Origin of the sequence: Manganibacter manganicus (genome assembly GCF_002075885.1) — a bacterium.
GTDB lineage: Bacteria > Pseudomonadota > Alphaproteobacteria > Rhizobiales > Rhizobiaceae > Mesorhizobium > Mesorhizobium manganicum.
Genome location: NZ_MDET01000023.1, coordinates 1 through 17,935 on the forward strand (window position 1 = coordinate 1; position 17,935 = coordinate 17,935).

The window sequence follows — 17,935 nt, forward strand, 5'->3', positions numbered from 1 at the left end:
CGCCTTTATCAACCAAAGACAGCAATATCGTTGTGATCCCGCACTTTTCATGCGATTCTTCCGGCTGGTCTGAAGGAGATGAAAATGCCTGAAACGATGCTTGCGGCGCTATCTAACATTCGGACCGTCGAAGACATGATTTTGGCGTTCCGTAGTGAAGATCATTGTCGTCGGCTGCTGGAAAGCATGGTGTGGCCGGATGGCAGGATTTGTCCCGCCTGCGGTTACAAGCGCTCGATCGCGATCGCCGGCCGGGATGTGGGTAAGCGGCGCGCCCGACCGGGGCTGTATCAGTGCTCGAGCGGCGACTGCCGGTTCCAATTCACAGTGACAACGCACACGCCTCTGCACTCCACGAAGCTTCCTCTACGGGTCTGGCTGAAGGCCATGTGGTTGATGCTGCAATCGGACAAGGGCATGTCCTCGGTGCGCTTGGCCGAAGCTCTCGGAGTGAGTCAGCCAACGGCCTGGCGGATGGGACATGCGCTGCGTCTCATGGTGGCGCGGGAGCATATGCTCGACGGTACGGTGGAGATTGATCATTTTCATCTTGGCGGAAGACCCAGAAAGCATCCCGATGACCAGCCTTCGGGAAGAGGCCGGAAAGGTCAGGCGAACACGCAGAAAACACCGGTGATGGCAATGGTGCAGCGATCGAGTGACATCACGCCGGGCACGCTTGCCGGTGACGCGCGTGCTGCGGTCGTTACCGGCCTCTCGGTGCGAGCAAGCGAACGCGTCATTGAGGCGCAGATCGACTTGGGATCTCATTTGATGAGCGACGAGTGGAAGGCATTCCTCGCTATTGGCCAGAGCTTTGCCAAGCATGAGACCGTGAAGCATTCCGACGGTGAATACGTCCGTGACGCTGTCCACGTCAATTCGGTTGAAGGGTTCAATTCTCGTGTCCGCCGTACTATCGTCGGCGTCTTTCATCATATCAGCCCGCAGCATGCCGACCTGTATTTCCATGAGATCGGCTTCCGCTGGTCGCAGCGCATCGTCATCGGCAATGCGGTCCGCAAAACGCGGCGTGGCCGCCAAACCATCCGGACACTTTGGTCACGCGTGCCGCCGGCACTGCAGTTAGCGAGCGTCTTTCGCGCCGCAACGGGACGTCAAATGCGCCGAAGCCCGGATGGCGGAATTATCATCAAATCAGCCGTAGCTGTCTTTGGTTGATAAAGGCGGAGCAATCGAACTAGAACATAGAGTGAACATTAGAGATCGCCATGAAACAGACTGGAAAACTCGATTATCTCGAACTGCCGGCGACGGGTGCTACACTGGATAGCGTCAAGGCGTTCTATAGCGAGGCATTCGCCTGGTCCTTCACCGATTATGGCCCGACCTATTCGGCTTTCAGCGAAGGCCTCGACGGTGGTTTCCAAGCCGATGGCGGCGAGGCGCCGCAAAAGCCCCTGCCGGTGCTTTACGCGCCGGAACTGGAAGAATGTCTTCAGGCGGTAGAACGCGCAGGCGGCGCCGTCGTGCGGCCGATCTTCAGCTTTCCGGGCGGACGGCGCTTCCACTTTGCTGATCCGGCCGGAAATGTGCTGGCCGTGTGGAGCGAGAAATAGGGCCAGCCGAATTACAACCTGACGGCATCCGGCGGCATCAATCGAAAATATGTGGAAAGCCGTGACGATTGATCAGCCGGAACGGCTTCCAGAGACGGAAATCGTAGTCTATAAGGCCGCCCTGTAATCGACTCGCCGTCGATCCGTTGGGGCGTCGCCAAGCGGTAAGGCAACGGTTTTTGGTACCGTCATTCCCAGGTTCGAATCCTGGCGCCCCAGCCATGCCTTAAAAACATAAGAAAAACAACGGCTTACACGAAAATCAATTTTCTGGTGTAGGGCATTCTAGGTCAGTCGTTTAGGTGCCCTAATTTGTGGAAAACCGGGTGTAGTCATGCCGCTTGTCGCCGGGCATCGACTTGTTCCAATTTCGTGCGCCTGTTTCACTGCTTATTAAGCATTCGCTGAGATACGGTTTATTCACCAAGGATTTTAAGAGGTCTGAAATTGCCCGTTGTTAGGTTGAGCCACGGTTCGAAAAGAGACCGTTGGTATTGACACATAGGGGCTTGGAACATGAACAACCTTCTCAATCGTTTTTTCAAAGATGAATCCGGCGCGACGGCTATTGAATATGGCCTGATCGCGACGCTGATCGCAGTTGCCATTATCACCGGTGCAACTGCGCTTGGCAGCGCACTTGGCACGAAGTTCACCGATCTCGGCACTTGTCTTGGTGATCCTACCAGCACCAACACTGCTTGTTAGTAAAGATTTGAATGCCCCTGCCCAGGGGTGACAACTGGGGGCTGCTTTCGGGCGGCCCCTCTTTTTTTGCCGCCATTCATTCCCCTGCCTTCGCCACCTCATAACTATTGCGCTTCGGCTTGATTTAATGCCGAAGGTCGTCAACATGACTTAACCTAAACCATTGAGGATTTCATGCCTGTTCGCCATCTCGTCGCCGTAGCTATTCCAGCTCTTGCACTAACCGCCTGCGTTCAAACGTCCGGGGTCATGCAGCTAGGGCCAAACACTTATTCCGTGGTCACTTCTGACGAGATTGGCGGCGTTATCGGAGCAAAAAAGTCTGGGTTGCAAGAAGCTGCCACCTACTGCGCCGGAAAGGGGCGGGAAATGGTTGCGATGCAGTCTAAATCCGATGTTCGGAAAGATTTCGTAGGCGACGATATTGGGCACCACGATCTGACTTTCCGGTGTCTCCCGAAAGGGATATCCCAAAAGCCTGTGGTTGGCGGGTATGAGGCCGCTCTTATCGTTCAATAGGTTCGCTTGAGTTGATGCTGGTCAAGCGATGAACGCGCAATAGTAAAAGCCCGCCGGGGTTAGCGGCGGGCTTTGGTAGATCGGCGGGGCCAATTAATAGGCGCTTAGAAACTCGCCGCCATCTTCGGCATAATCCGTCCAAGCTAGATATTCGTCTTTGAACGCCTGCAACGATGGTTCGGCCTTGATCGCATCGGCAATCCCGCGCCGGAGTTCATCACCGCCGATCTTGCCAGTTTTATAATCTTCAAGCGGCCACCGGAACGGAATCGGAATTTCTTTAGGCAACGTCATTATGCGGCCTCTCGCGTTTTCGGCATCACCGATTCTATTTCGATTGCATCGTCGTCTAGATACACCGCATCCACGACGATTTCGGCCTCGTTGCGCTCGCCGAAACAGGCCAAGGCATCTAACTTCTGGATTTCGAGTTTACCTATCACCCCATCAACACCAAATCGCCGAGCGAACCATTCCGCGCGGTCGCGATCAAGGGACCACGAATAACCGCCTATATGGTCTTCAGATTCGCAGCCGCGATAAATAGTCAGGACTTCCGGCAAGGCATCATAGGCGCGCCGGTCCGCCGCGCTCATTATGCCTCGAAGCCCTTTCCGAAATCCCCCATTTGGTGCGTAAGCGTGTGACCAAATTTCGGCCCATTCATCAAATGAGTCCAAAGGGCCTTCAGAATCACGCCACACGTCACCAACAAGTGACCATAGTTTCGAGATTCCAGCGGCCCGAATGATACGCAATAAAGCGTTCACTCGATAGGGTCGGTGATGGGTAAAAACGTATTCCCCCCATCGGCGATTATTCCATGCCTGCTCGGCAAATGCGGTTTTCTCTCGAATGGTAGCGTGTATGTGAGCAGGCCCTGCCGGCCAAATAGTGCCATCTGGGAACGTCAATTCTGGCCGCGCTAATGTAGCTTCGAAAGCAATGTCACGATAAAGAGGATGATCGAACACCATGCCCATTCTGCCATCCGCGACATACTCGTGAAGATCAGGGGCAAGGCCGGTAAGATCGGCATCGCGGGCGAGTATACCGCGAAACGTGTATGAATATGAATTGGACGAATTTGCCAGCGCGGCCGGCACAGTGCTATTATTGCTCATTGAGATATCTCCTTTGATTGAGCATTGACGGGGTTATTTCAAAAGCCTGCCGGGCGGTTGCAGCCGTCCGGTGGGCATTGTCATTTCGGGCTATTCGCCCGTCACCTTCCATTGCGGGAAGGGTCGCCGAACCTGTTTATCTAACTGGTCCAGCATCTTTTGAAGGCGCGCATGTTCCTTGAACGCCTCCGATTTCACGAAATGATCGTGAAAGTCGGTGTTCTCGATTTCGCGTATCCGGTCGGTGATCTCCTTTCGTTTGTAGCGGTTGACAAAATTGGCAAGGTTTGAACCCGCATCTATGAGCAACGCCGCCATGCGCTCCGCGCGGCCGATTGAGCCGCGATAGGGGCCATCCGATTCGGCGTCGTATTCAGGATCATTATCGGTTTCGAATGTCGGCAGAGCGTCCGGCTTGATGCCCGCCCATTCGAGCAAATAATGAACCTCGCTCTGAAACGAGTCCAAATTGTCCGCGATATATTCGCTGAACTTTTGCCGGGCGATCTTATCGGTCGGATCACCGGCCAGCTTTGCCGCTTCCGCTTTCCGTTCCCGATATGCACGCTGATATTCTGCGGGTGTCTTTGCCATGTCTCAATTCCATATTGAGCCATAGATATAACATTTAACTGTTAAATGTCAATAGCCAATCAAGCTGCCTCCACCATTGCCCTCGCCGGGAACACGCCAGCATCCCACAAGGTCCACTGGATTTGATCGCGCTCGTAAAGGCCGGTGTGGGGATCACGGTCCATTTCCGCCAGCCCCACTATCAGGCTCATTCCCTGCCGGCGCTTGGTGAAGGCAGGATCAAGGACGCGCCCGCCTTCGATCTTCGCGCACCAAAGGGCCGAAGCCAGATTGAATTGCAGGGTCGGGCTAACCGGGCGCTCCGGGTGATGGTCGGTCGGCTTGCCGGTATTGAGAATGGCCGTCAGCCGGGAAACGGTCGTGTCGTAGCAAGTGTCAGTGAGATAGATCGTGCTCATGTTTGGCCTCATAGGTTGTGTTACCCGCCAAACATGAATCAAACGATTCGTCGTTTCAAGTATGTTTTCAAATTAATTTCAAGTCTCAATCAGTAATGATTGAGATGTATTCTTGTTTTAGCGAAATCGTTATTTCGTTCTCTATAAGAAAAAAGCCGCCCATTTATGGGCGGCTTACACAACACATCATAAGAGATGAAAGGAAGGGAGGAATTACCTTCCTCATACTATTATAGCAATAAATTCATCGCTTGCAGGAATTTCTTGTAATTATTTTCGTCACCAATTACTCGGGCCTTCGGCCCTCCCACTCGCTTCGCTCGTGCGGGCGCTTACGCGCCCGGCTTTTTCTATCTTCTAGCCGGAAGAATCTTTTCTAATAATCATAATTATCTTTTTAATACATAATCCCCTGCGGAGATGACTTTCCCCCTTGTTCTAACGATCAAAAGAAAGACCTTTAGAACAAGGGGGAAAATTCGACGTCCTGCGTCGAAGTGTTGAAGAGAATAGGTTTGTTAGACCGGCTAGGAGGCATCCATTGCCCTAGCCATAACTCCGATTCCTAGCCTTTCGGCTAATGCGGTTAGAAGGGCGCGAAGCCCTTCCGCACCATGCGCGACTTAACTCCAATCGCCACATGGCCGGCGTTGTGGTTGCTCATCCTGTGAGCTTTTCACATAGCGCCGTCTTTTTATGGCATCCATTTATGCATCGGGTGACACATGGGCGATAACCAAAATGGGGCGTCCGACGTTCTCCGCCGGGGAGCGATCCATTCCGATCTTCCCTACGATCTGGCTATCTCATAGCGCCCGTCTAGATTCCGGGTATCGCCGTATATTTCTGGGCCAGTATTTAAGGCCACCCGATTAACGGTCGGGTGGCCAGCCCCTTGTGTCGCCAATATTATCGGCATTGTGAGCGGGGATTTCAAGAGATAATTAGAACAAATTCGCTCTATTGTTTACTAGCCTTGCCAATATCGGCAGTAAACGGCCACCAGCGAGCGTTCTAAGCTTTTCTGATAGAGAACACCGGCCAAGGGCAAATGACTCTCCACGGTCTTCTATGGCCTTTTCTGGCTATAAGCTTTTCCTTATAGCGCCACCGGGCCGCATTTGCTTTCTAATCTCATCATTGATGACACCGCGCATTGTCTGATCTAGCTGCTTTTGCATGCGCTTCGCCAAATCCTGATTTTGGGCGGGTGTGCCGGCGCTGCCTTCCACCGTGATCGGTGCGCTAATGCTGATGACAGAAGCGCGGGCGTTATCGTTGCTGCCGTGAATTTCGCGCATGGCATGGTGCGGGGCGCTGCCACCGCTGACATAGCCGCCGGCAGCATATCCGCGCTTGGCCGCTTCGTGTAGCTGGTCGAGGTTGCGAACGCCGAGCCGGCTAGTCGCTTCCTTGCTCATGACGAATTCGCCACGATGCACAACGCCGGCCGGCTGATACTTCCCGCCCTGCCCGGTGTAGCCGCCTTCGCTGAAACCGAAGATCGCGCCGAACAACCCACTACCGCCACCGAACAGGCCGGCCAATGGGCCTTTGCCGAGCAAAGCGGCTTGCAAGGTCGCGTCGATCAGCGAATTGATTAAGCTTCGCACGGCGTCGTTAAGCGACGTGGTGCCAGTCAGAAGGCCGGAAAGCGCACCTGTAAATTGCTGCCCGAAGAACTGCCCGGCCTGTTCAAGCTGCTGTTGCGAGGTCGCGGCCTGTTTGGTCTGCGCGTCAAGCTGGTCGGTGAGCGTGATCTTTTGGCGCATGCGCTGAATATCAGCATCGGAAAGCTGAACGCCGTCGCGCTTCGCCTGCGCAACGCGGTCGTAAAGCTCAAGCTCAATCCGCTGTTGCTGCGCCGACATACCAGAAATGCGCTGCTCGAACTGGGCACGGTTCAAGCCATCGTCTATCGCCTGATTCAGCCGTTTGCGGGCTTCCGTCTGTTGATTGAGCAAAGCCGTCTGCTTTTGTTGCGCGTCGGTCGGCGCCAGCTTTTGCGCTGCAATCGGGGTGCCGTTGTAAGCGTCGCGGATCGTGCCATCATCGACATTGCGAAGCCCTTCCCATTCATTGCGAAGGCCGGCCGGATCATTGCCACGGCGGCGCAACAGATAGCGGGCGATTTCGTCTTGCGTCTTCTCATCAAACAGGCGGTCGCCGGTAAGGTTCAAATCCTTCATGGCGTCTTTGAGGGTGCGGGCTACGATCTGGTAGCGCCCGACAGCCGAAGAATTGTAGGTGTTCTTCGGATCGGCGAGCATGCGCTTCTGAAGGGCCAGGACTTCGTTCAAGCTCATACTGGTGAGGTTCACCGCGCCGCCAGTGAACGCGCCATAGCCGAGCGTTTCGTTGTATCCCCTGCCCTTGTCGGTGCCTTCGGCAGCGCCGATCAAATCAAGAATATTGTCGTGCGCACCGAACCGGGCAATGGATTTGGCACGGTTCGCAATGTCGGCGGCGCGAAGCACCTCGCCCATTGTCTGCGCACTACCCGCCACCTTGCGGAAAGCAGCGTCAATGGCGTCCAACTTCGAAAGCTGGTCAAGCTCGCCTTTCAAATCGGGTGCCAGCTTTTTCAATTCCTCAAGGGCGGTTTTGAAGTTGCCGGCCATTGTGGCGGTGCTATCGAAGCTACCACCGGCCCGTTGTGTGATGGCTGAAAGCTCTTTCAAGCCCTGCTTTAGCTGGTCGCTGCCACCACCAAGGCTGATGATTTCCTCGCCGGTCGATGAAATCTGTTCCTCAAGGGCAGCAAGCGAACCCTTCAGTTCGCGGATTTCCAAATCTTTCGTGGCGAATGCCGGCCCGTTTTCGAGGTCGGAAATCTCTTTCAAGATGCCCGCCCGGCTCTTATTGAGGTCGGCGAGACGGTCGCGGGCCATGACAAGATCAAGGCTTTCCGGCTTCTGCATGCCGGCGTAAGGATCGGCTTTTCCGTAATTCGGATTCATCCGCCGAATGGCTTCGGCGATCTGCTGCGCGTAGCTGACGCTCTCTATAGCGGCCTGCTTGGCGTAAACCGTGACATTGCGCCAAAGCTTATCCCAATCGGCATCAATCTTTTTGGCGGCTGCAATCTGCTCATCGGTGAACGTCGCGGCCTCGCTGCGCAATTTCTGAATCTGTTCGACCGACAGGCCAAGGACTTTTGCAAGCTGTTCCGCGCCCGTGCCGCCGAAAAGCTCATCAATGGCGCGCGTCTGTGATGCTTGGTCAAGGTGCTGAATCTTGCCGATAAGCTCATCAAGCAAGCGGTTCGGGTCCTGAAGCTTCCGGCCCACTTCCTCCGCGCTGTAGCCGAGCCGGCCGAACCATTCCGCACCGCTGCCCTTGCCGGTCTTGGCAAACTCATCGCCACGAATATTCAATTCCTTTAAAGCGTCGGTGATGCCATCGACGCTCGCGCCCGTCGCGGTCGCGACATACTGCCATTGCTGCCATGTCTTCGCGTTCACGCCGGCTTTGCGGGCTTCCCTGTCCACTTCAGCGATGGAACTGGCAATCTCTTTCACGGCCATTGCAGCGCCTGCCACGCCAGCGAACATAACGCCACCGCGCAAGAACGGGCTGAACATGGATTCGAAGTTCTTGGCGAGCGATTGCGCGGCCCTGCCCGTCACCTTCTCGGTGTTGTCGGCGAACTGCTTGGTGCGCCGTTCTATGCGCTTATAATTGTCATTGGTGGCACGGCCGGCGCGGGCCATGTCCTTTTCGTATTTATCAAGCCGGGCCTCAAGCGAGACAACAAGGCGCTGGGTGTCATCCATTCGTGAGATTCCTATGCTACGGCTTCGGCGAAAAGCTCGTCGTATTCGTCGCTTTCGAAGATGGATTTGCGGTTGTCGTTGGCGGCGGCGCGCGACACCGCCATGACGGCAGCGACAGCGCCGTCAATACGGTCGGTCTTTTTGCCCTTGTGCATGCGCACAAGGCCGGTGTCGTTGCGCGATGCCACAACAGAATCAAAGTGATGCCGAAGGACGGGGTGCCCGTTGTGGCGTAAGGCCTTGCCGTTCACGACGCGCTCAAGCACACCAATGGCCGGTCCCATGGTAAGCGGGCCTTGCCTGAATTCGATGGCCGGCAATCCATCATCGAAAAGGCGTTGCATGGTCATGCGGGCAAGGTGCGGATCAAAGGCGATCTCGCGCACGTCAAAGCGGGCGCAAAGCTCGCGAATATGGCTTTCAACCTCGATCGGTTCGATCACCGGGCCGTCAATGACGGTGATAAGGCCATCGGCGGCCCATTCCTCATAAGGCACGCCGTCGCGTTCGGCCCGGCCCTTCAGGTCATCGCCGGGAACAAAGAACCAAGGGTATATGGCGATGGTGTCATCTGGTCGCCGCCATGCAGCGACAACGGCGGTTAGATCGCCATTCACCGACATATCAACGCCGATAAAGCACGGCAGTTCTTCCATGTCGGCAAGGTCAAGCGGGATCTTGCCGGCGTCATAGGTCGCCATGTCGAAAAGCGGGTCGCGGGAATGCGCCTGCCAGATATTGAGGTTGAACTGCTTGAAGGCGGCGCGGTCGGCCGGGCGGTGTTCCGCTTCTTTCGCCGCCGTGCGCAGCGCGTCGAGGTTCGGGAAGCCGTCCTTCAGGCCGGGATTGACGCGATGCCAAAGGGCTTCGTCCTGCCAATCGTTGTCGTTGGCCGCTTCAAAGATGATCGGCAGATAGGCCGGGTTCACGATCTCGCCGGACGCCACGCGCCGGGCATAGTCATACTGTTCGAACCCGATGTTTTCGGAACCGCGTCCGGCCGTGGTGGCGATCACCATAAGGGTGCCACTGGTCTTCACCATGCCGGACTTCAGCGCTTCCCAAAGGTCGCGGCCCTTCCAAACATGAATCTCATCAACCAGAACGAAAGCCGGGGTTTTGCCGTGCTGTGCAGCGCCATCGCTGGAAATGGCCTGAAGTTCGACGCCTTGCGCCTTGAAAACAATCTTCTTTGCACTGTTGTGAGCATCGTAAATGCGCGTGGCAGCGACAAGGCGCTTGTCCATCCGCACGATGTTCGCGGCTTCCTTGAAGCCAAGGCCGGCCTGTTCGCGGTCGGAAGCTGCAAAGATCACCTGCCCGGCCGGAACCTTCTCCGGGCCGATGGTGTGCAAGAGCGCAAGAGCCGCCGCCAAACTGGTCTTGCGGTTCCCGCGCGGGATCATCCAGAAAACAGTTTCCACCACGCGCCGGCCGTCATTGTGGCGCGGGCCGTATATCCGGCGCACAATGCGCTCTTGCCAGTCATAAAGCTGGAAAGCGGATTTCGGCGCGGTGCTGGCAGGGTGCTTCAGGCGGCGAAGGAATTGAACCGCCCGTTCACCGAAGCCGAGCGGGTCGTCAATCGGGCTGTTGTCGAATACCCACGCCGGATAGGTGCTTGCCATCACACCACCGAAAGCGGGTTGTCGTCGTCATTGTCGGCAGCTTCCATGACGGAAGCGCGGGAACGGTCTGAAGGTGTCAGGCCAAGCACCGACGCGCACCGCACCAGCAACAGTGAGGATTCTTTCAACACGCCATAGGCCGGGTTGCGCTTGCCATCTTCCATGATCAGGCCAAGGCGGTTGATTGCCCGCTCCGCTTGCTGGACCATGCCGACATGGGCGCAATAGGTCGCCAGCGTCGGAAGATCAGCTTCAGTCAGCACCTTGCGCTCTTTTACAAGGATCGGCGCGACCTTCCGCCATTCGGCTTTCGCCTCTTTCGATAGGTAGGCCGGTGCTGCCGGAACCTTCTGGACGGGCGAGGAACCGGCAACGATGGTCGAGGGCTTAACACCACGCGTCATGCTGCCGCCCTTTGAGCCTGGGCGAAATTCGCATTGAAAGCCGCACGCATGAATCCGACAGGCGTCACGCTCCGGGCGTTCGCTCGATTCTTGCCCTTGCCGGCCATATCGCGGATCACGTTTACCTGGGGCGCGCCTGGTAATGGTGCAACGGCGGGCATGATGAAACCGCCGCCCGTCCAGAGGCATGTTTTCTTCGTGTAGTGTTCGGACGGTGCAAGCTGCGAATAGTCGGACGGATTGAACGTGTGATCCGGCTTCCGCCAATAGGTCGAGATGGTCGAAACTGGATTCTCGATCAGATGCGGGACTTCGAAGAATTCCGCCCATTCGGCCGCGATGGCGAACAATTCCACGGATTCAGAAAGCTTGTGCAAACCCTTGCCGACAAACCAGCGGGAACCGGAAACGGCCAAGTGATCGCAAGGCGGGAATGCCGCGAAAAACCGGCAGCGCTGCACCATGTCCTTTGTCGGTTTCCAGTGTCGGGCATCGGCACGGATGAAATGCACATTGCCGTCGCTCCGGTCGGCCGGGTGCGCAATGTCGATGCAATAGCAATCCCATCCGGCCACCGCGAACGGTTCGGCAGACTGCCCGGAAAGCTCATAAAGGAAGATCGCAACGGGCTTCATGTCGTTGCCACCGCGCGAAGCTCAAGGCCACGTCGCCGGCCAATTTCCGTGACTTCCTTCAGGTCATACGCCTGCCCGGTGTAGCTCACGCGGTCGGCGGTCGTGATGCCGGCGAGGTATCGAATCCTGAAAACGATGGTGCCCGCTTCCGCCTCGCCGAAGCCGGTCAAGAATTCGGATGCCGATTGCGTCACGATCTCTGCCCGCACCGTGGCTAGATTCGTCCAGGCGGTGACTACGCTGCCGGATGGCGTCACCGTTTCGGTGAGCCGTTCTATCGATATGGTGCGATCAAGCTTGCCCGCGCGCATTACAAGCTCCACCGCATGACGCATTCGACGGTGAGAACGCCGTGCGTGTATGCAAGATCGGGGTCGGGGTCGCGCATCCACCGCACGGCCGGCAAGCTGAATTCATCGAAGCTGAAGCCGGCAGCGTCGGGCGCTTCCTTCAGCACATTGGAAACCGCGAAGCCGATGGCCTTGGCGGTATCCGCGCCGTCTTCAATCGCCCAAATATGCAGGTCGAGAAACACACGGGCGGTGTATTGCGAGCCAGCAGCGTTGCCGAGAAATTGCGTCTGCGCGCCGGCCATCATAATCGCCGGCAGCTTATCCGGGCGCGATGATCCTGCCCGGATATGATCGGCAGGCACAAGGGCGGTAACGGCCGGCGAGGAAACCAGCGCCGTGCGGATGGCTGTTTGAAGGGCGATTGTCGGTTCAATCATCGGCCGTTGAACCCCTCTTTCACGGCCTTCTTTGCAGCCCGCTTGATGCGGTTCTTGATGCGGTTTTTAAGCAGGCGATATGCGGGCCAGAAATACGGCTGCGCTTCGGCTTCTTTGGTTCCGTATTCGACAAGGTGCGCATAACGCACATCGCTGTTGCCGGCCGTGACGATGGCCTCCGTAGGGTTAGCCATGCGCAAACCGCCTTCCATTGAATAAGGCGGTGTCGATTGGCCGGGCAACGTCACGGTGATGCTATCGATCAATGCGCCGGTATCGCGGGAAGTTTCGGCAAGCGCCTTCTGTGCCGCTGCCAGTTCTTCAGCGGATTTAATCAGCGCCGGCATGATGATCTCGCGCGGTGCTTTCCGCGCCCGCTCGATTGCTGCCAGCGTGTTTGCAAGCCCGTTATCAGCCATCGGCCGGAACCTCGTCCTCGCCGAACCAGCGTTCACGGTATGAATCAGCGATGGAAATCACGCTGTAGGGTGCGACGTTCATCGCCACACCGAAGGCCACCGCCTCGCGGGCCTCATAGTGGAACGCTGCCAGCTTCAGGACAGCAAGCTTGAGGTCAGCCGGAAACGGTTCGATGGTGGCGAGGTCTTTACCGATGTAAGCGCCAAGCCAAGATTCAGCGGCATCAAGATAAAGCTCAATAAGCTCATCGTCGGCGGTGCCGTCGATGTTCATATGAGCTTTGGCGAGCGGAAGGGTGGTGATGTTCATGCGGGCTTATCCTGCAAAGTTATATCGGGAATCTCTTGTAAAGTGCTCCCCGCGCCGGTCCCCTCGAACCCCTCTAAATTGGAAGACACCCCCCGTGTGCGCTGGCAGCGAGGATCAGGCGGCATGGCGACGGCTTCAGCGAGGGTCCGGGTCTTCAGGCGCGTAACAAGGCCGTTGTAGGAAATACCGATATGATCGGCCCATTCCTCAAGGGTCTTGGCTTCCCCGTTCACCATATGTAACTGGGGTTGCCTACCAGAGTTGCCGGGGCGCATTTTATGGCCATCATTCATGGCGATAGCTTCAGCAAGGGTGCGGGTCTGCATCCGTTTAATAAGTGCGTGATAGGTGATGCCGAGATAATCGGCCCATTCATGAATCGTTCTCGTTTCACCATTGACGGTGTGTCGGTTCATGCAGCGGCCGGCAGGCATAGCAACGACTTCGGCGAGTGTGCGGGTCTTCAGCCGAGTGTGAAGCGTCTGATAGGTGATGCCGAGATGATCGGCCCAGCCTTGAAGGGTTCGGCTAACACCGTTGACGGTGTGCTGTTTGGCTTTGCGCCCCGCGTTTCGCCGTTTTTCTTTCTGTTCGGCCGGCATGTTGTGATGAATGATATTATCTGCCGTTAGCTCTATCGCTTGGACGCGCTCGCGTTCCTGTTGCTGGCGCTGTTGTGTATACTGAAGTGCACGGCTGCGAACGGCTTTGCATTCGGCCTCGAATTCCTGCTTGTCGATAAGGCGGGCGCGTTCGGCGGGCGTCATGGGCGCTGCCTCTTGAGCATGGCGCGCTCTTGGCGTTGCTTGACGCGGGAATGACAGGGTGTGCAAAGGGGTTGCCAATTCGAGCGGTTCCAGAACAAGGCGCGGTCGCCACGGTGCGGGAAGATATGATCGACGGTATCAGCGGGATTTCCGCACTTCCGGCAGTATGGATAAAGGGCCAGGAACAGGGCGCGCTCACGTTCCCAATGATGGTCATAACCACGTTCGCGGGCTGAAGGGCGGTTCTTGTCGTGGCGGGCCTTACGCTCGCGTTCTGCCTTTTTCTGGCAGGCACAAAGCAGGCCGTGCGGAACAGTGAAGCCGCAAGCACAAAGGCGGGGCGGTTTCATTGCTTGCCCCTACCCGCTTCGGCCTTCAGCTTGGCAAGGCCGGCGCGCACCTCTTCGGGTGAAACTTCCTCGCGCGGATCGTAAGGGCGGGCTGTATGGTCGGTGTTATCTTCGGCGTTGCCGTGAATGGCTTTAAGCCGCGCCATAAGGCCACGCTGGGCGGCGAGAATTTCGGCCGGTGTTGCGGCCCACGTATCGGCCGGGGTCCAGCCTAACCAGCCGGTGCCGATCTCGAAAAAGTCTTCGAGGGCTTTGGTAAGGTCGAAACCAAGGCCAGCTTGTTCGCGGGTTTCTGAATGATGCGGGGTGTTCGGATCATCATCGACGCCATAACAGGCAGCGAGAAAATCGGCGAAAGGCTGCTGGATGGATGCCAGCGCACGGCCGAAGCCGCCTGCAAACTTCCGGTCAATGATCTTGTCGGCGGTGATCGGATCACCGCATTCGTCGGCAATATTACGGATAATCTCAAGCCGACCTTCGTCTAACCCCTGCATGAGCCGGGTAAGACCATGCTTGCGCTGAAGACGGTATGCGGCTCGCAAAGTCGGGATCATGCGCACGGTGAGACTACCGTGCGCAATGATGATCTGGTCATGTGCGAGCCGCAAGGTCATGACGATTAGGCCGCAACCTTGAGCTTCAGGAAGCGGTCGGGGTTCGAAACGTCGCCACCAACACGCTTACGGGCATGGAAGCGCACGGTGCCCTTCGTAGCCTGTGAATACGGGTCGCGAAGCACCGACAGGCCGACACGATCAATAATCCGGTAGCCCGACAGGTCGCCGAACAGGATCGGATAGGCATTCGCTGCCACGTCTGGCATATCGACCATTTCGACAATCGGCCGGCCAAGCAGCGTGACAGGTGCGCCGGCCGTGATCGGGTCGAGCATGATAAACCGGCCGGTGCCATCCTTCAGGGTGCGAAGGGTGCCGAGCGTCTTGCGGTTCATCAGCCAAACGCCATTCTGTGCCACGATGGACGGGACAGAATGGAACATGCCGATAATGGTCGCGGCCGGATCGGTGCCGAGCGTGGCAGCGTTGCCGGTCTTAACTTCGGTGATGCCGGTTGCGGTCAAAAGACCCTTTGGCTTGCCGGTGCCGTCGCCGGAAACGAAAGCGGTCGCTTCGGTCTTGCCGAATGCTTCGCCAAGATCGGCGGCAAGCTCGCCTTCCAGATTGTAGGCGTTATCTTCCAGAAGCTGATTCGACACGTCCACAAAGGTCGCCAGTTCGAAGGGCGTAAACGTCGCCTGTTCAAACGTCATATCGGACTGGGTGCGGTCGTCGGTTTCACCTACCCATGTCGCGGCCGTGCCGGTGAGCTTGCGGGGAAGCTTGATTTCCGCCGAGCCGATCGACATGACGCGGGCGTAAGAGCGCACGGGCGAGAATTCGACGATCTTCTTGAGGATTTCAGCGCCAAAGACTTCAGGTGCGAGATAGCCGGCGCTCGCATCCGTCGCGACAGTCAGGGTTGCCGCTGCCTTCTGGTCCATGCGCTCGATACCCTTGCGGGCAAATTCGATGAACGCTTTGCGCTCGCCGTTGTCGTTGTCGCCGTTCGGATGGTTATTGTTGGCGGCAATCGGCGAATTGGCCTTCGCCTCGATCTTGTCCATCCGAGCCTTGAGGGCGTCGAATTCCTTTTTCTCAATCACCGGATCGGCCTTAACCTCCGGCTTGTTTTTAAGTTCGTCTTCCATGGAATTACCTTTCATGTGGGTTGCCGTGCCATCGGCGGCCTTAATCGAAGTGATTTGCGCGGCCGGATGGCACGGAACCGCGACAACTGAAATTTCGTGAAGGTCGAGCGCCGTAATGGTTCGGCCGTTCCGGCGTGGCGTGGCGCTCTTGGTGACAAAGCCGATTGAAAGGCCGGTCGCGGCCTTACTGCGGATCATGGCGCGCACTTCGCGGGCGCGCTCTAAATCATCAACCAGAAGCCGGCCTTTGACGGTCAAACCTTCGGTCGTTTCCGCGATCTGGTCCCACACGCCGACAACTTGAGATTGATCGTGCGCGAACAGGATCGGCAGCGTTGCCGGTGCGGTGATCGCACCTTTTTCGATCACGTCACCGACACGATCAGGGGAACCGAAGGGCCATGCGATGCCGGAAATCTCGCCGGTATCATCGACGTCAAAGGCTGCTTTGATTTCGAGCCGGTCGCTCATGCGGGCGAGTCCTCATTCGTGGTGTCTGGTTCGACGCGCCCGCTCCACTTCGCTTCCAAAATGTCGAGGGCAAGCGGGAAGGTTTCGAGGATCGGCCGGGGCTTGGCGTAGGCATCGACAAGCGCCAGTGCTTCGGCCGGTGCCATGCCGCCACCGATCAAGCCGAGCCGCAAAACCTCTATGATGTCGATGAAATGGAATTGCCCGGCCATGAACCGCTGATAGAACGCGCCAAAGCCGATGCCGGTCTTGCGGTCGAGTTCGATAATGATTTCGGGCGTAAGGTCGAAAATCTTCTCGCCGTCGCCGAAGAAAGCGGTGTGACCGGTAAGGCTCATTTGCCCGCGCTCCCCTCGATAGCGGCGAGGATACGGCGGGCGATTTCACGCTGCGGGGCGTTGTTAGAGGTATGGAAAGCGGGTGCCAGGACATTCTTTGACACGGCCCGAAGCAGCTTCAAGCCGGCGCTTGCCTGTTCGGAAACATGGCCGTGCTGGTAGGCGTTTTCATAACCGGCGAGTTCGCCAGCGACGGCGCGCAAGATTCTTTCGTTCATGGCGTATCTTTCTTCGGTGCCGTCGCCGGCCCGGTCGTGGTCGTGGTGATGTATGGATTTGATAGTTCGTCACCGCCCGGCATCGCCGGCAGGTTCATAGCGGCGCGAACCTCGTTCGGTGTCATGGCGCGCATGGCGACAAGCTTGCCGAAGATTTCCGCCCTGCCCGCTGCATCGGCGCGCTGAAGGTCGTCAATGACGAATTCGGGATAGAGCGTTTCCTGTTCGTCTTCGGTAAGCAGGCAGGTTGTATAAGCGTCCTGCCAGCGGTCGAGCCAAGGGCGAAGGCACAATTGCAGGAACGTCGCGCCCATCTGTTCGGCGTTCGACCATGTGGCGCGCGACAGTTCGAACAGCATGTGTGGCGGAACGCCGAAGACGCGAGCGATCTCGCGCACCTGTTCCAGCCGGTTTTCAAGAAACTGTGCGTCGGTGCTGGTCATGGCCGGCTGGTCAAACTTCCAGCCGCCATCCAAAATCAGGGGATCACCGTTGGCGCTTTCCTTCCAGCGCCGGAACGATTTCAAAATTCTGCCAGTAACCGTTGCGCCGTGGTCATTGTCGGCAATCACCGGCTTTTCGTTCCAGACGATGCCAGAAGGCCGAGCGCCCGAACCGAAGAACTGCGAGCCGTGGCGCTCAAGGATCAAGGCTAGGCCGATGGCTTCCTTGCCGAGCGTGACAGGCGAGACGCCACCGAAGGCGGGCAGGTAAAGAACATCGCGGAAGGACAATCGAACCTGTTTGCGGTTCTTGTCCGTCACCAAATAGAACGGCTCGCCGCTATCCTCGAACTGCCGTTGAACGGTGCCGGGTGGCAGTCGGCGAAGGAAGATCGGCCGGCCGTCGCTGGCACGATCTACAACCGCATAACCAGCACCGTGCAAAAGGGCGTCGGCGGTGAGTTCGGCGCGAAGGTGCCCGGCGCTGGTCCATTCGTTCGCACGATCATGAACAAGTTTATAGCCGGGGTGCGTCTTCGCGGCTTCCTTGTCGCCGTCTGAATCTGAATAGAGTTTGCAGGGGAGCGAGCCGACAGTTTCGGAAATAAGGCGCACGGCCTGCAGAACGGCCGGGACTCGAAGCGCGTTGCTTGCTGTGACAGAAACGCCGGAAGCGGTTGGAACCGAACCAAAGATTTCGAGAATTGCAGGATCGGTGAGCGATGCCGATTTCTTTTCGACAACGCCACCAATCAACGCTTTTACAGAACGGAATATGCTCAAAACACCCTACTCGATTACTCGAATAGGAA

The 17,935-nt window shown here is 57.2% G+C and carries 23 protein-coding genes and 1 tRNA gene; 5 read left to right on the forward strand and 19 right to left on the reverse strand.

Features of this window, described 5'->3' with window-relative positions:
- Positions 1 to 84 precede the first annotated feature (84 nt).
- The 4 genes from BFN67_RS14275 to BFN67_RS14290 all read left to right on the forward strand — a co-directional run bounded on the left by BFN67_RS14275 (position 85) and on the right by BFN67_RS14290 (position 2,288).
- Positions 85 to 1,182 (forward strand): IS1595 family transposase, encoded by a 1,098-nt coding sequence (locus tag BFN67_RS14275; RefSeq protein ID WP_080919639.1) that lies wholly within the window; start codon positions 85 to 87, stop codon positions 1,180 to 1,182.
- Between the two features lie 50 nt (positions 1,183 to 1,232).
- Positions 1,233 to 1,580: a VOC family protein gene (locus BFN67_RS14280; RefSeq protein ID WP_080920238.1), complete on the forward strand. Its 348-nt coding sequence runs from the start codon at positions 1,233 to 1,235 to the stop codon at positions 1,578 to 1,580.
- A 147-nt stretch (positions 1,581 to 1,727) separates the two neighbouring features.
- Positions 1,728 to 1,802, forward strand: a tRNA-Gln gene (locus BFN67_RS14285).
- Positions 1,803 to 2,096: 294 nt separating this feature from the next.
- The gene (locus tag BFN67_RS14290; RefSeq protein ID WP_080920239.1) at positions 2,097 to 2,288 is read left to right on the forward strand and encodes a Flp family type IVb pilin; all 192 of its coding nucleotides are present in this window, start codon (positions 2,097 to 2,099) and stop codon (positions 2,286 to 2,288) included.
- Between the two features lie 612 nt (positions 2,289 to 2,900).
- On the opposite strand, the gene BFN67_RS14300 is transcribed toward BFN67_RS14290, so the two are convergent.
- The 5 genes from BFN67_RS14300 to BFN67_RS14320 form a co-directional block, all read right to left on the reverse strand.
- The gene (locus tag BFN67_RS14300) at positions 2,901 to 3,101 is read right to left on the reverse strand and encodes a hypothetical protein (protein ID WP_080920241.1); all 201 of its coding nucleotides are present in this window, start codon (positions 3,099 to 3,101) and stop codon (positions 2,901 to 2,903) included.
- A complete protein-coding gene (locus tag BFN67_RS24040; protein WP_139789181.1) occupies positions 3,101 to 3,931 on the reverse strand; it encodes a hypothetical protein in 831 nt (276 codons plus the stop codon). Before BFN67_RS24040 ends, BFN67_RS14300 begins: the two co-directional genes overlap by 1 nt.
- A gap of 90 nt (positions 3,932 to 4,021) precedes the next feature.
- Positions 4,022 to 4,525, reverse strand: coding sequence for a hypothetical protein (locus tag BFN67_RS14310; protein ID WP_080920243.1), 504 nt, complete (start codon positions 4,523 to 4,525; stop codon positions 4,022 to 4,024).
- A gap of 59 nt (positions 4,526 to 4,584) precedes the next feature.
- On the reverse strand, positions 4,585 to 4,923 hold the full coding sequence (locus tag BFN67_RS14315; protein WP_139789182.1) for a hypothetical protein: 339 nt from the start codon (positions 4,921 to 4,923) through the stop codon (positions 4,585 to 4,587).
- Positions 4,924 to 6,008: 1,085 nt separating this feature from the next.
- Complete coding sequence (locus BFN67_RS14320) at positions 6,009 to 8,450, reverse strand: hypothetical protein (protein WP_139789183.1); 2,442 nt, start codon at positions 8,448 to 8,450, stop codon at positions 6,009 to 6,011.
- Between the two features lie 81 nt (positions 8,451 to 8,531).
- Here BFN67_RS14320 and BFN67_RS24360 point away from each other — a divergent pair, with 81 nt between their 5' ends.
- The gene (locus BFN67_RS24360; protein WP_158083517.1) at positions 8,532 to 8,705 is read left to right on the forward strand and encodes a hypothetical protein; all 174 of its coding nucleotides are present in this window, start codon (positions 8,532 to 8,534) and stop codon (positions 8,703 to 8,705) included.
- A 5-nt stretch (positions 8,706 to 8,710) separates the two neighbouring features.
- Here BFN67_RS24360 and BFN67_RS14325 read toward each other — a convergent pair whose 3' ends face one another.
- Genes BFN67_RS14325 through BFN67_RS14390 form a run of 14 tightly spaced genes read right to left on the reverse strand, consistent with a single transcriptional unit; the run spans position 8,711 to position 17,906 of the window.
- The gene (locus BFN67_RS14325; RefSeq protein WP_080920246.1) at positions 8,711 to 10,327 is read right to left on the reverse strand and encodes a terminase large subunit; all 1,617 of its coding nucleotides are present in this window, start codon (positions 10,325 to 10,327) and stop codon (positions 8,711 to 8,713) included.
- Positions 10,327 to 10,731: a phage terminase small subunit P27 family gene (locus BFN67_RS14330; protein ID WP_080920247.1), complete on the reverse strand. Its 405-nt coding sequence runs from the start codon at positions 10,729 to 10,731 to the stop codon at positions 10,327 to 10,329. Before BFN67_RS14330 ends, BFN67_RS14325 begins: the two co-directional genes overlap by 1 nt.
- Positions 10,728 to 11,366: a hypothetical protein gene (locus tag BFN67_RS14335; RefSeq protein WP_080920248.1), complete on the reverse strand. Its 639-nt coding sequence runs from the start codon at positions 11,364 to 11,366 to the stop codon at positions 10,728 to 10,730. Before BFN67_RS14335 ends, BFN67_RS14330 begins: the two co-directional genes overlap by 4 nt.
- The gene (locus BFN67_RS14340; RefSeq protein WP_080920249.1) at positions 11,363 to 11,677 is read right to left on the reverse strand and encodes a phage head closure protein; all 315 of its coding nucleotides are present in this window, start codon (positions 11,675 to 11,677) and stop codon (positions 11,363 to 11,365) included. Before BFN67_RS14340 ends, BFN67_RS14335 begins: the two co-directional genes overlap by 4 nt.
- Positions 11,677 to 12,096, reverse strand: coding sequence for a DUF3168 domain-containing protein (locus tag BFN67_RS14345; protein WP_080920250.1), 420 nt, complete (start codon positions 12,094 to 12,096; stop codon positions 11,677 to 11,679). Before BFN67_RS14345 ends, BFN67_RS14340 begins: the two co-directional genes overlap by 1 nt.
- The gene (locus BFN67_RS14350; RefSeq protein ID WP_080920251.1) at positions 12,093 to 12,515 is read right to left on the reverse strand and encodes an HK97-gp10 family putative phage morphogenesis protein; all 423 of its coding nucleotides are present in this window, start codon (positions 12,513 to 12,515) and stop codon (positions 12,093 to 12,095) included. Before BFN67_RS14350 ends, BFN67_RS14345 begins: the two co-directional genes overlap by 4 nt.
- The gene (locus BFN67_RS14355; protein WP_080920252.1) at positions 12,508 to 12,825 is read right to left on the reverse strand and encodes a head-tail connector protein; all 318 of its coding nucleotides are present in this window, start codon (positions 12,823 to 12,825) and stop codon (positions 12,508 to 12,510) included. Before BFN67_RS14355 ends, BFN67_RS14350 begins: the two co-directional genes overlap by 8 nt.
- Positions 12,822 to 13,592 (reverse strand): hypothetical protein, encoded by a 771-nt coding sequence (locus tag BFN67_RS14360; protein WP_080920253.1) that lies wholly within the window; start codon positions 13,590 to 13,592, stop codon positions 12,822 to 12,824. Before BFN67_RS14360 ends, BFN67_RS14355 begins: the two co-directional genes overlap by 4 nt.
- A complete protein-coding gene (locus BFN67_RS14365) occupies positions 13,589 to 13,942 on the reverse strand; it encodes an HNH endonuclease signature motif containing protein (protein WP_080920254.1) in 354 nt (117 codons plus the stop codon). The genes BFN67_RS14360 and BFN67_RS14365 overlap by 4 nt, the downstream gene beginning before the upstream one ends.
- Positions 13,939 to 14,559 carry a phage tail assembly chaperone gene (locus tag BFN67_RS14370; protein ID WP_080920255.1) on the reverse strand — a complete coding sequence of 207 codons (621 nt, stop codon included), beginning with the start codon at positions 14,557 to 14,559 and terminating at the stop codon, positions 13,939 to 13,941. Before BFN67_RS14370 ends, BFN67_RS14365 begins: the two co-directional genes overlap by 4 nt.
- Before the next feature lie 5 nt (positions 14,560 to 14,564).
- Positions 14,565 to 16,124: a phage major capsid protein gene (locus tag BFN67_RS14375; RefSeq protein WP_080920256.1), complete on the reverse strand. Its 1,560-nt coding sequence runs from the start codon at positions 16,122 to 16,124 to the stop codon at positions 14,565 to 14,567.
- The gene (locus BFN67_RS14380) at positions 16,121 to 16,462 is read right to left on the reverse strand and encodes a gene transfer agent family protein (RefSeq protein ID WP_080920257.1); all 342 of its coding nucleotides are present in this window, start codon (positions 16,460 to 16,462) and stop codon (positions 16,121 to 16,123) included. Before BFN67_RS14380 ends, BFN67_RS14375 begins: the two co-directional genes overlap by 4 nt.
- Positions 16,459 to 16,680, reverse strand: coding sequence for a hypothetical protein (locus BFN67_RS14385; protein WP_139789185.1), 222 nt, complete (start codon positions 16,678 to 16,680; stop codon positions 16,459 to 16,461). Before BFN67_RS14385 ends, BFN67_RS14380 begins: the two co-directional genes overlap by 4 nt.
- The gene (locus tag BFN67_RS14390) at positions 16,677 to 17,906 is read right to left on the reverse strand and encodes a phage portal protein (RefSeq protein WP_280951333.1); all 1,230 of its coding nucleotides are present in this window, start codon (positions 17,904 to 17,906) and stop codon (positions 16,677 to 16,679) included. Before BFN67_RS14390 ends, BFN67_RS14385 begins: the two co-directional genes overlap by 4 nt.
- Positions 17,907 to 17,935: the final 29 nt, after the last annotated feature.

Bases quoted from the DNA above. Each gene is read 5' to 3' on its own strand.
- BFN67_RS14275 (WP_080919639.1), top strand. From the start codon at position 85: ATGCCTGAAACGATGCTTGCGGCGCTATCTAACATTCGGACCGTCGAA.
- BFN67_RS14280 (WP_080920238.1), top strand. From the start codon at position 1,233: ATGAAACAGACTGGAAAACTCGATTATCTCGAACTGCCGGCGACGGGT.
- BFN67_RS14290 (WP_080920239.1), top strand. From the start codon at position 2,097: ATGAACAACCTTCTCAATCGTTTTTTCAAAGATGAATCCGGCGCGACG.
- BFN67_RS14300 (WP_080920241.1), bottom strand. From the start codon at position 3,101: ATGACGTTGCCTAAAGAAATTCCGATTCCGTTCCGGTGGCCGCTTGAA.
- BFN67_RS24040 (WP_139789181.1), bottom strand. From the start codon at position 3,931: ATGAGCAATAATAGCACTGTGCCGGCCGCGCTGGCAAATTCGTCCAAT.
- BFN67_RS14310 (WP_080920243.1), bottom strand. From the start codon at position 4,525: ATGGCAAAGACACCCGCAGAATATCAGCGTGCATATCGGGAACGGAAA.
- BFN67_RS14315 (WP_139789182.1), bottom strand. From the start codon at position 4,923: ATGAGCACGATCTATCTCACTGACACTTGCTACGACACGACCGTTTCC.
- BFN67_RS14320 (WP_139789183.1), bottom strand. From the start codon at position 8,450: ATGGCCGTGAAAGAGATTGCCAGTTCCATCGCTGAAGTGGACAGGGAA.
- BFN67_RS14325 (WP_080920246.1), bottom strand. From the start codon at position 10,327: ATGGCAAGCACCTATCCGGCGTGGGTATTCGACAACAGCCCGATTGAC.
- BFN67_RS14330 (WP_080920247.1), bottom strand. From the start codon at position 10,731: ATGACGCGTGGTGTTAAGCCCTCGACCATCGTTGCCGGTTCCTCGCCC.
- BFN67_RS14335 (WP_080920248.1), bottom strand. From the start codon at position 11,366: ATGAAGCCCGTTGCGATCTTCCTTTATGAGCTTTCCGGGCAGTCTGCC.
- BFN67_RS14340 (WP_080920249.1), bottom strand. From the start codon at position 11,677: ATGCGCGCGGGCAAGCTTGATCGCACCATATCGATAGAACGGCTCACC.
- BFN67_RS14345 (WP_080920250.1), bottom strand. From the start codon at position 12,096: ATGATTGAACCGACAATCGCCCTTCAAACAGCCATCCGCACGGCGCTG.
- BFN67_RS14350 (WP_080920251.1), bottom strand. From the start codon at position 12,515: ATGGCTGATAACGGGCTTGCAAACACGCTGGCAGCAATCGAGCGGGCG.
- BFN67_RS14355 (WP_080920252.1), bottom strand. From the start codon at position 12,825: ATGAACATCACCACCCTTCCGCTCGCCAAAGCTCATATGAACATCGAC.
- BFN67_RS14360 (WP_080920253.1), bottom strand. From the start codon at position 13,592: ATGACGCCCGCCGAACGCGCCCGCCTTATCGACAAGCAGGAATTCGAG.
- BFN67_RS14365 (WP_080920254.1), bottom strand. From the start codon at position 13,942: ATGAAACCGCCCCGCCTTTGTGCTTGCGGCTTCACTGTTCCGCACGGC.
- BFN67_RS14370 (WP_080920255.1), bottom strand. From the start codon at position 14,559: ATGACCTTGCGGCTCGCACATGACCAGATCATCATTGCGCACGGTAGT.
- BFN67_RS14375 (WP_080920256.1), bottom strand. From the start codon at position 16,124: ATGAGCGACCGGCTCGAAATCAAAGCAGCCTTTGACGTCGATGATACC.
- BFN67_RS14380 (WP_080920257.1), bottom strand. From the start codon at position 16,462: ATGAGCCTTACCGGTCACACCGCTTTCTTCGGCGACGGCGAGAAGATT.
- BFN67_RS14385 (WP_139789185.1), bottom strand. From the start codon at position 16,680: ATGAACGAAAGAATCTTGCGCGCCGTCGCTGGCGAACTCGCCGGTTAT.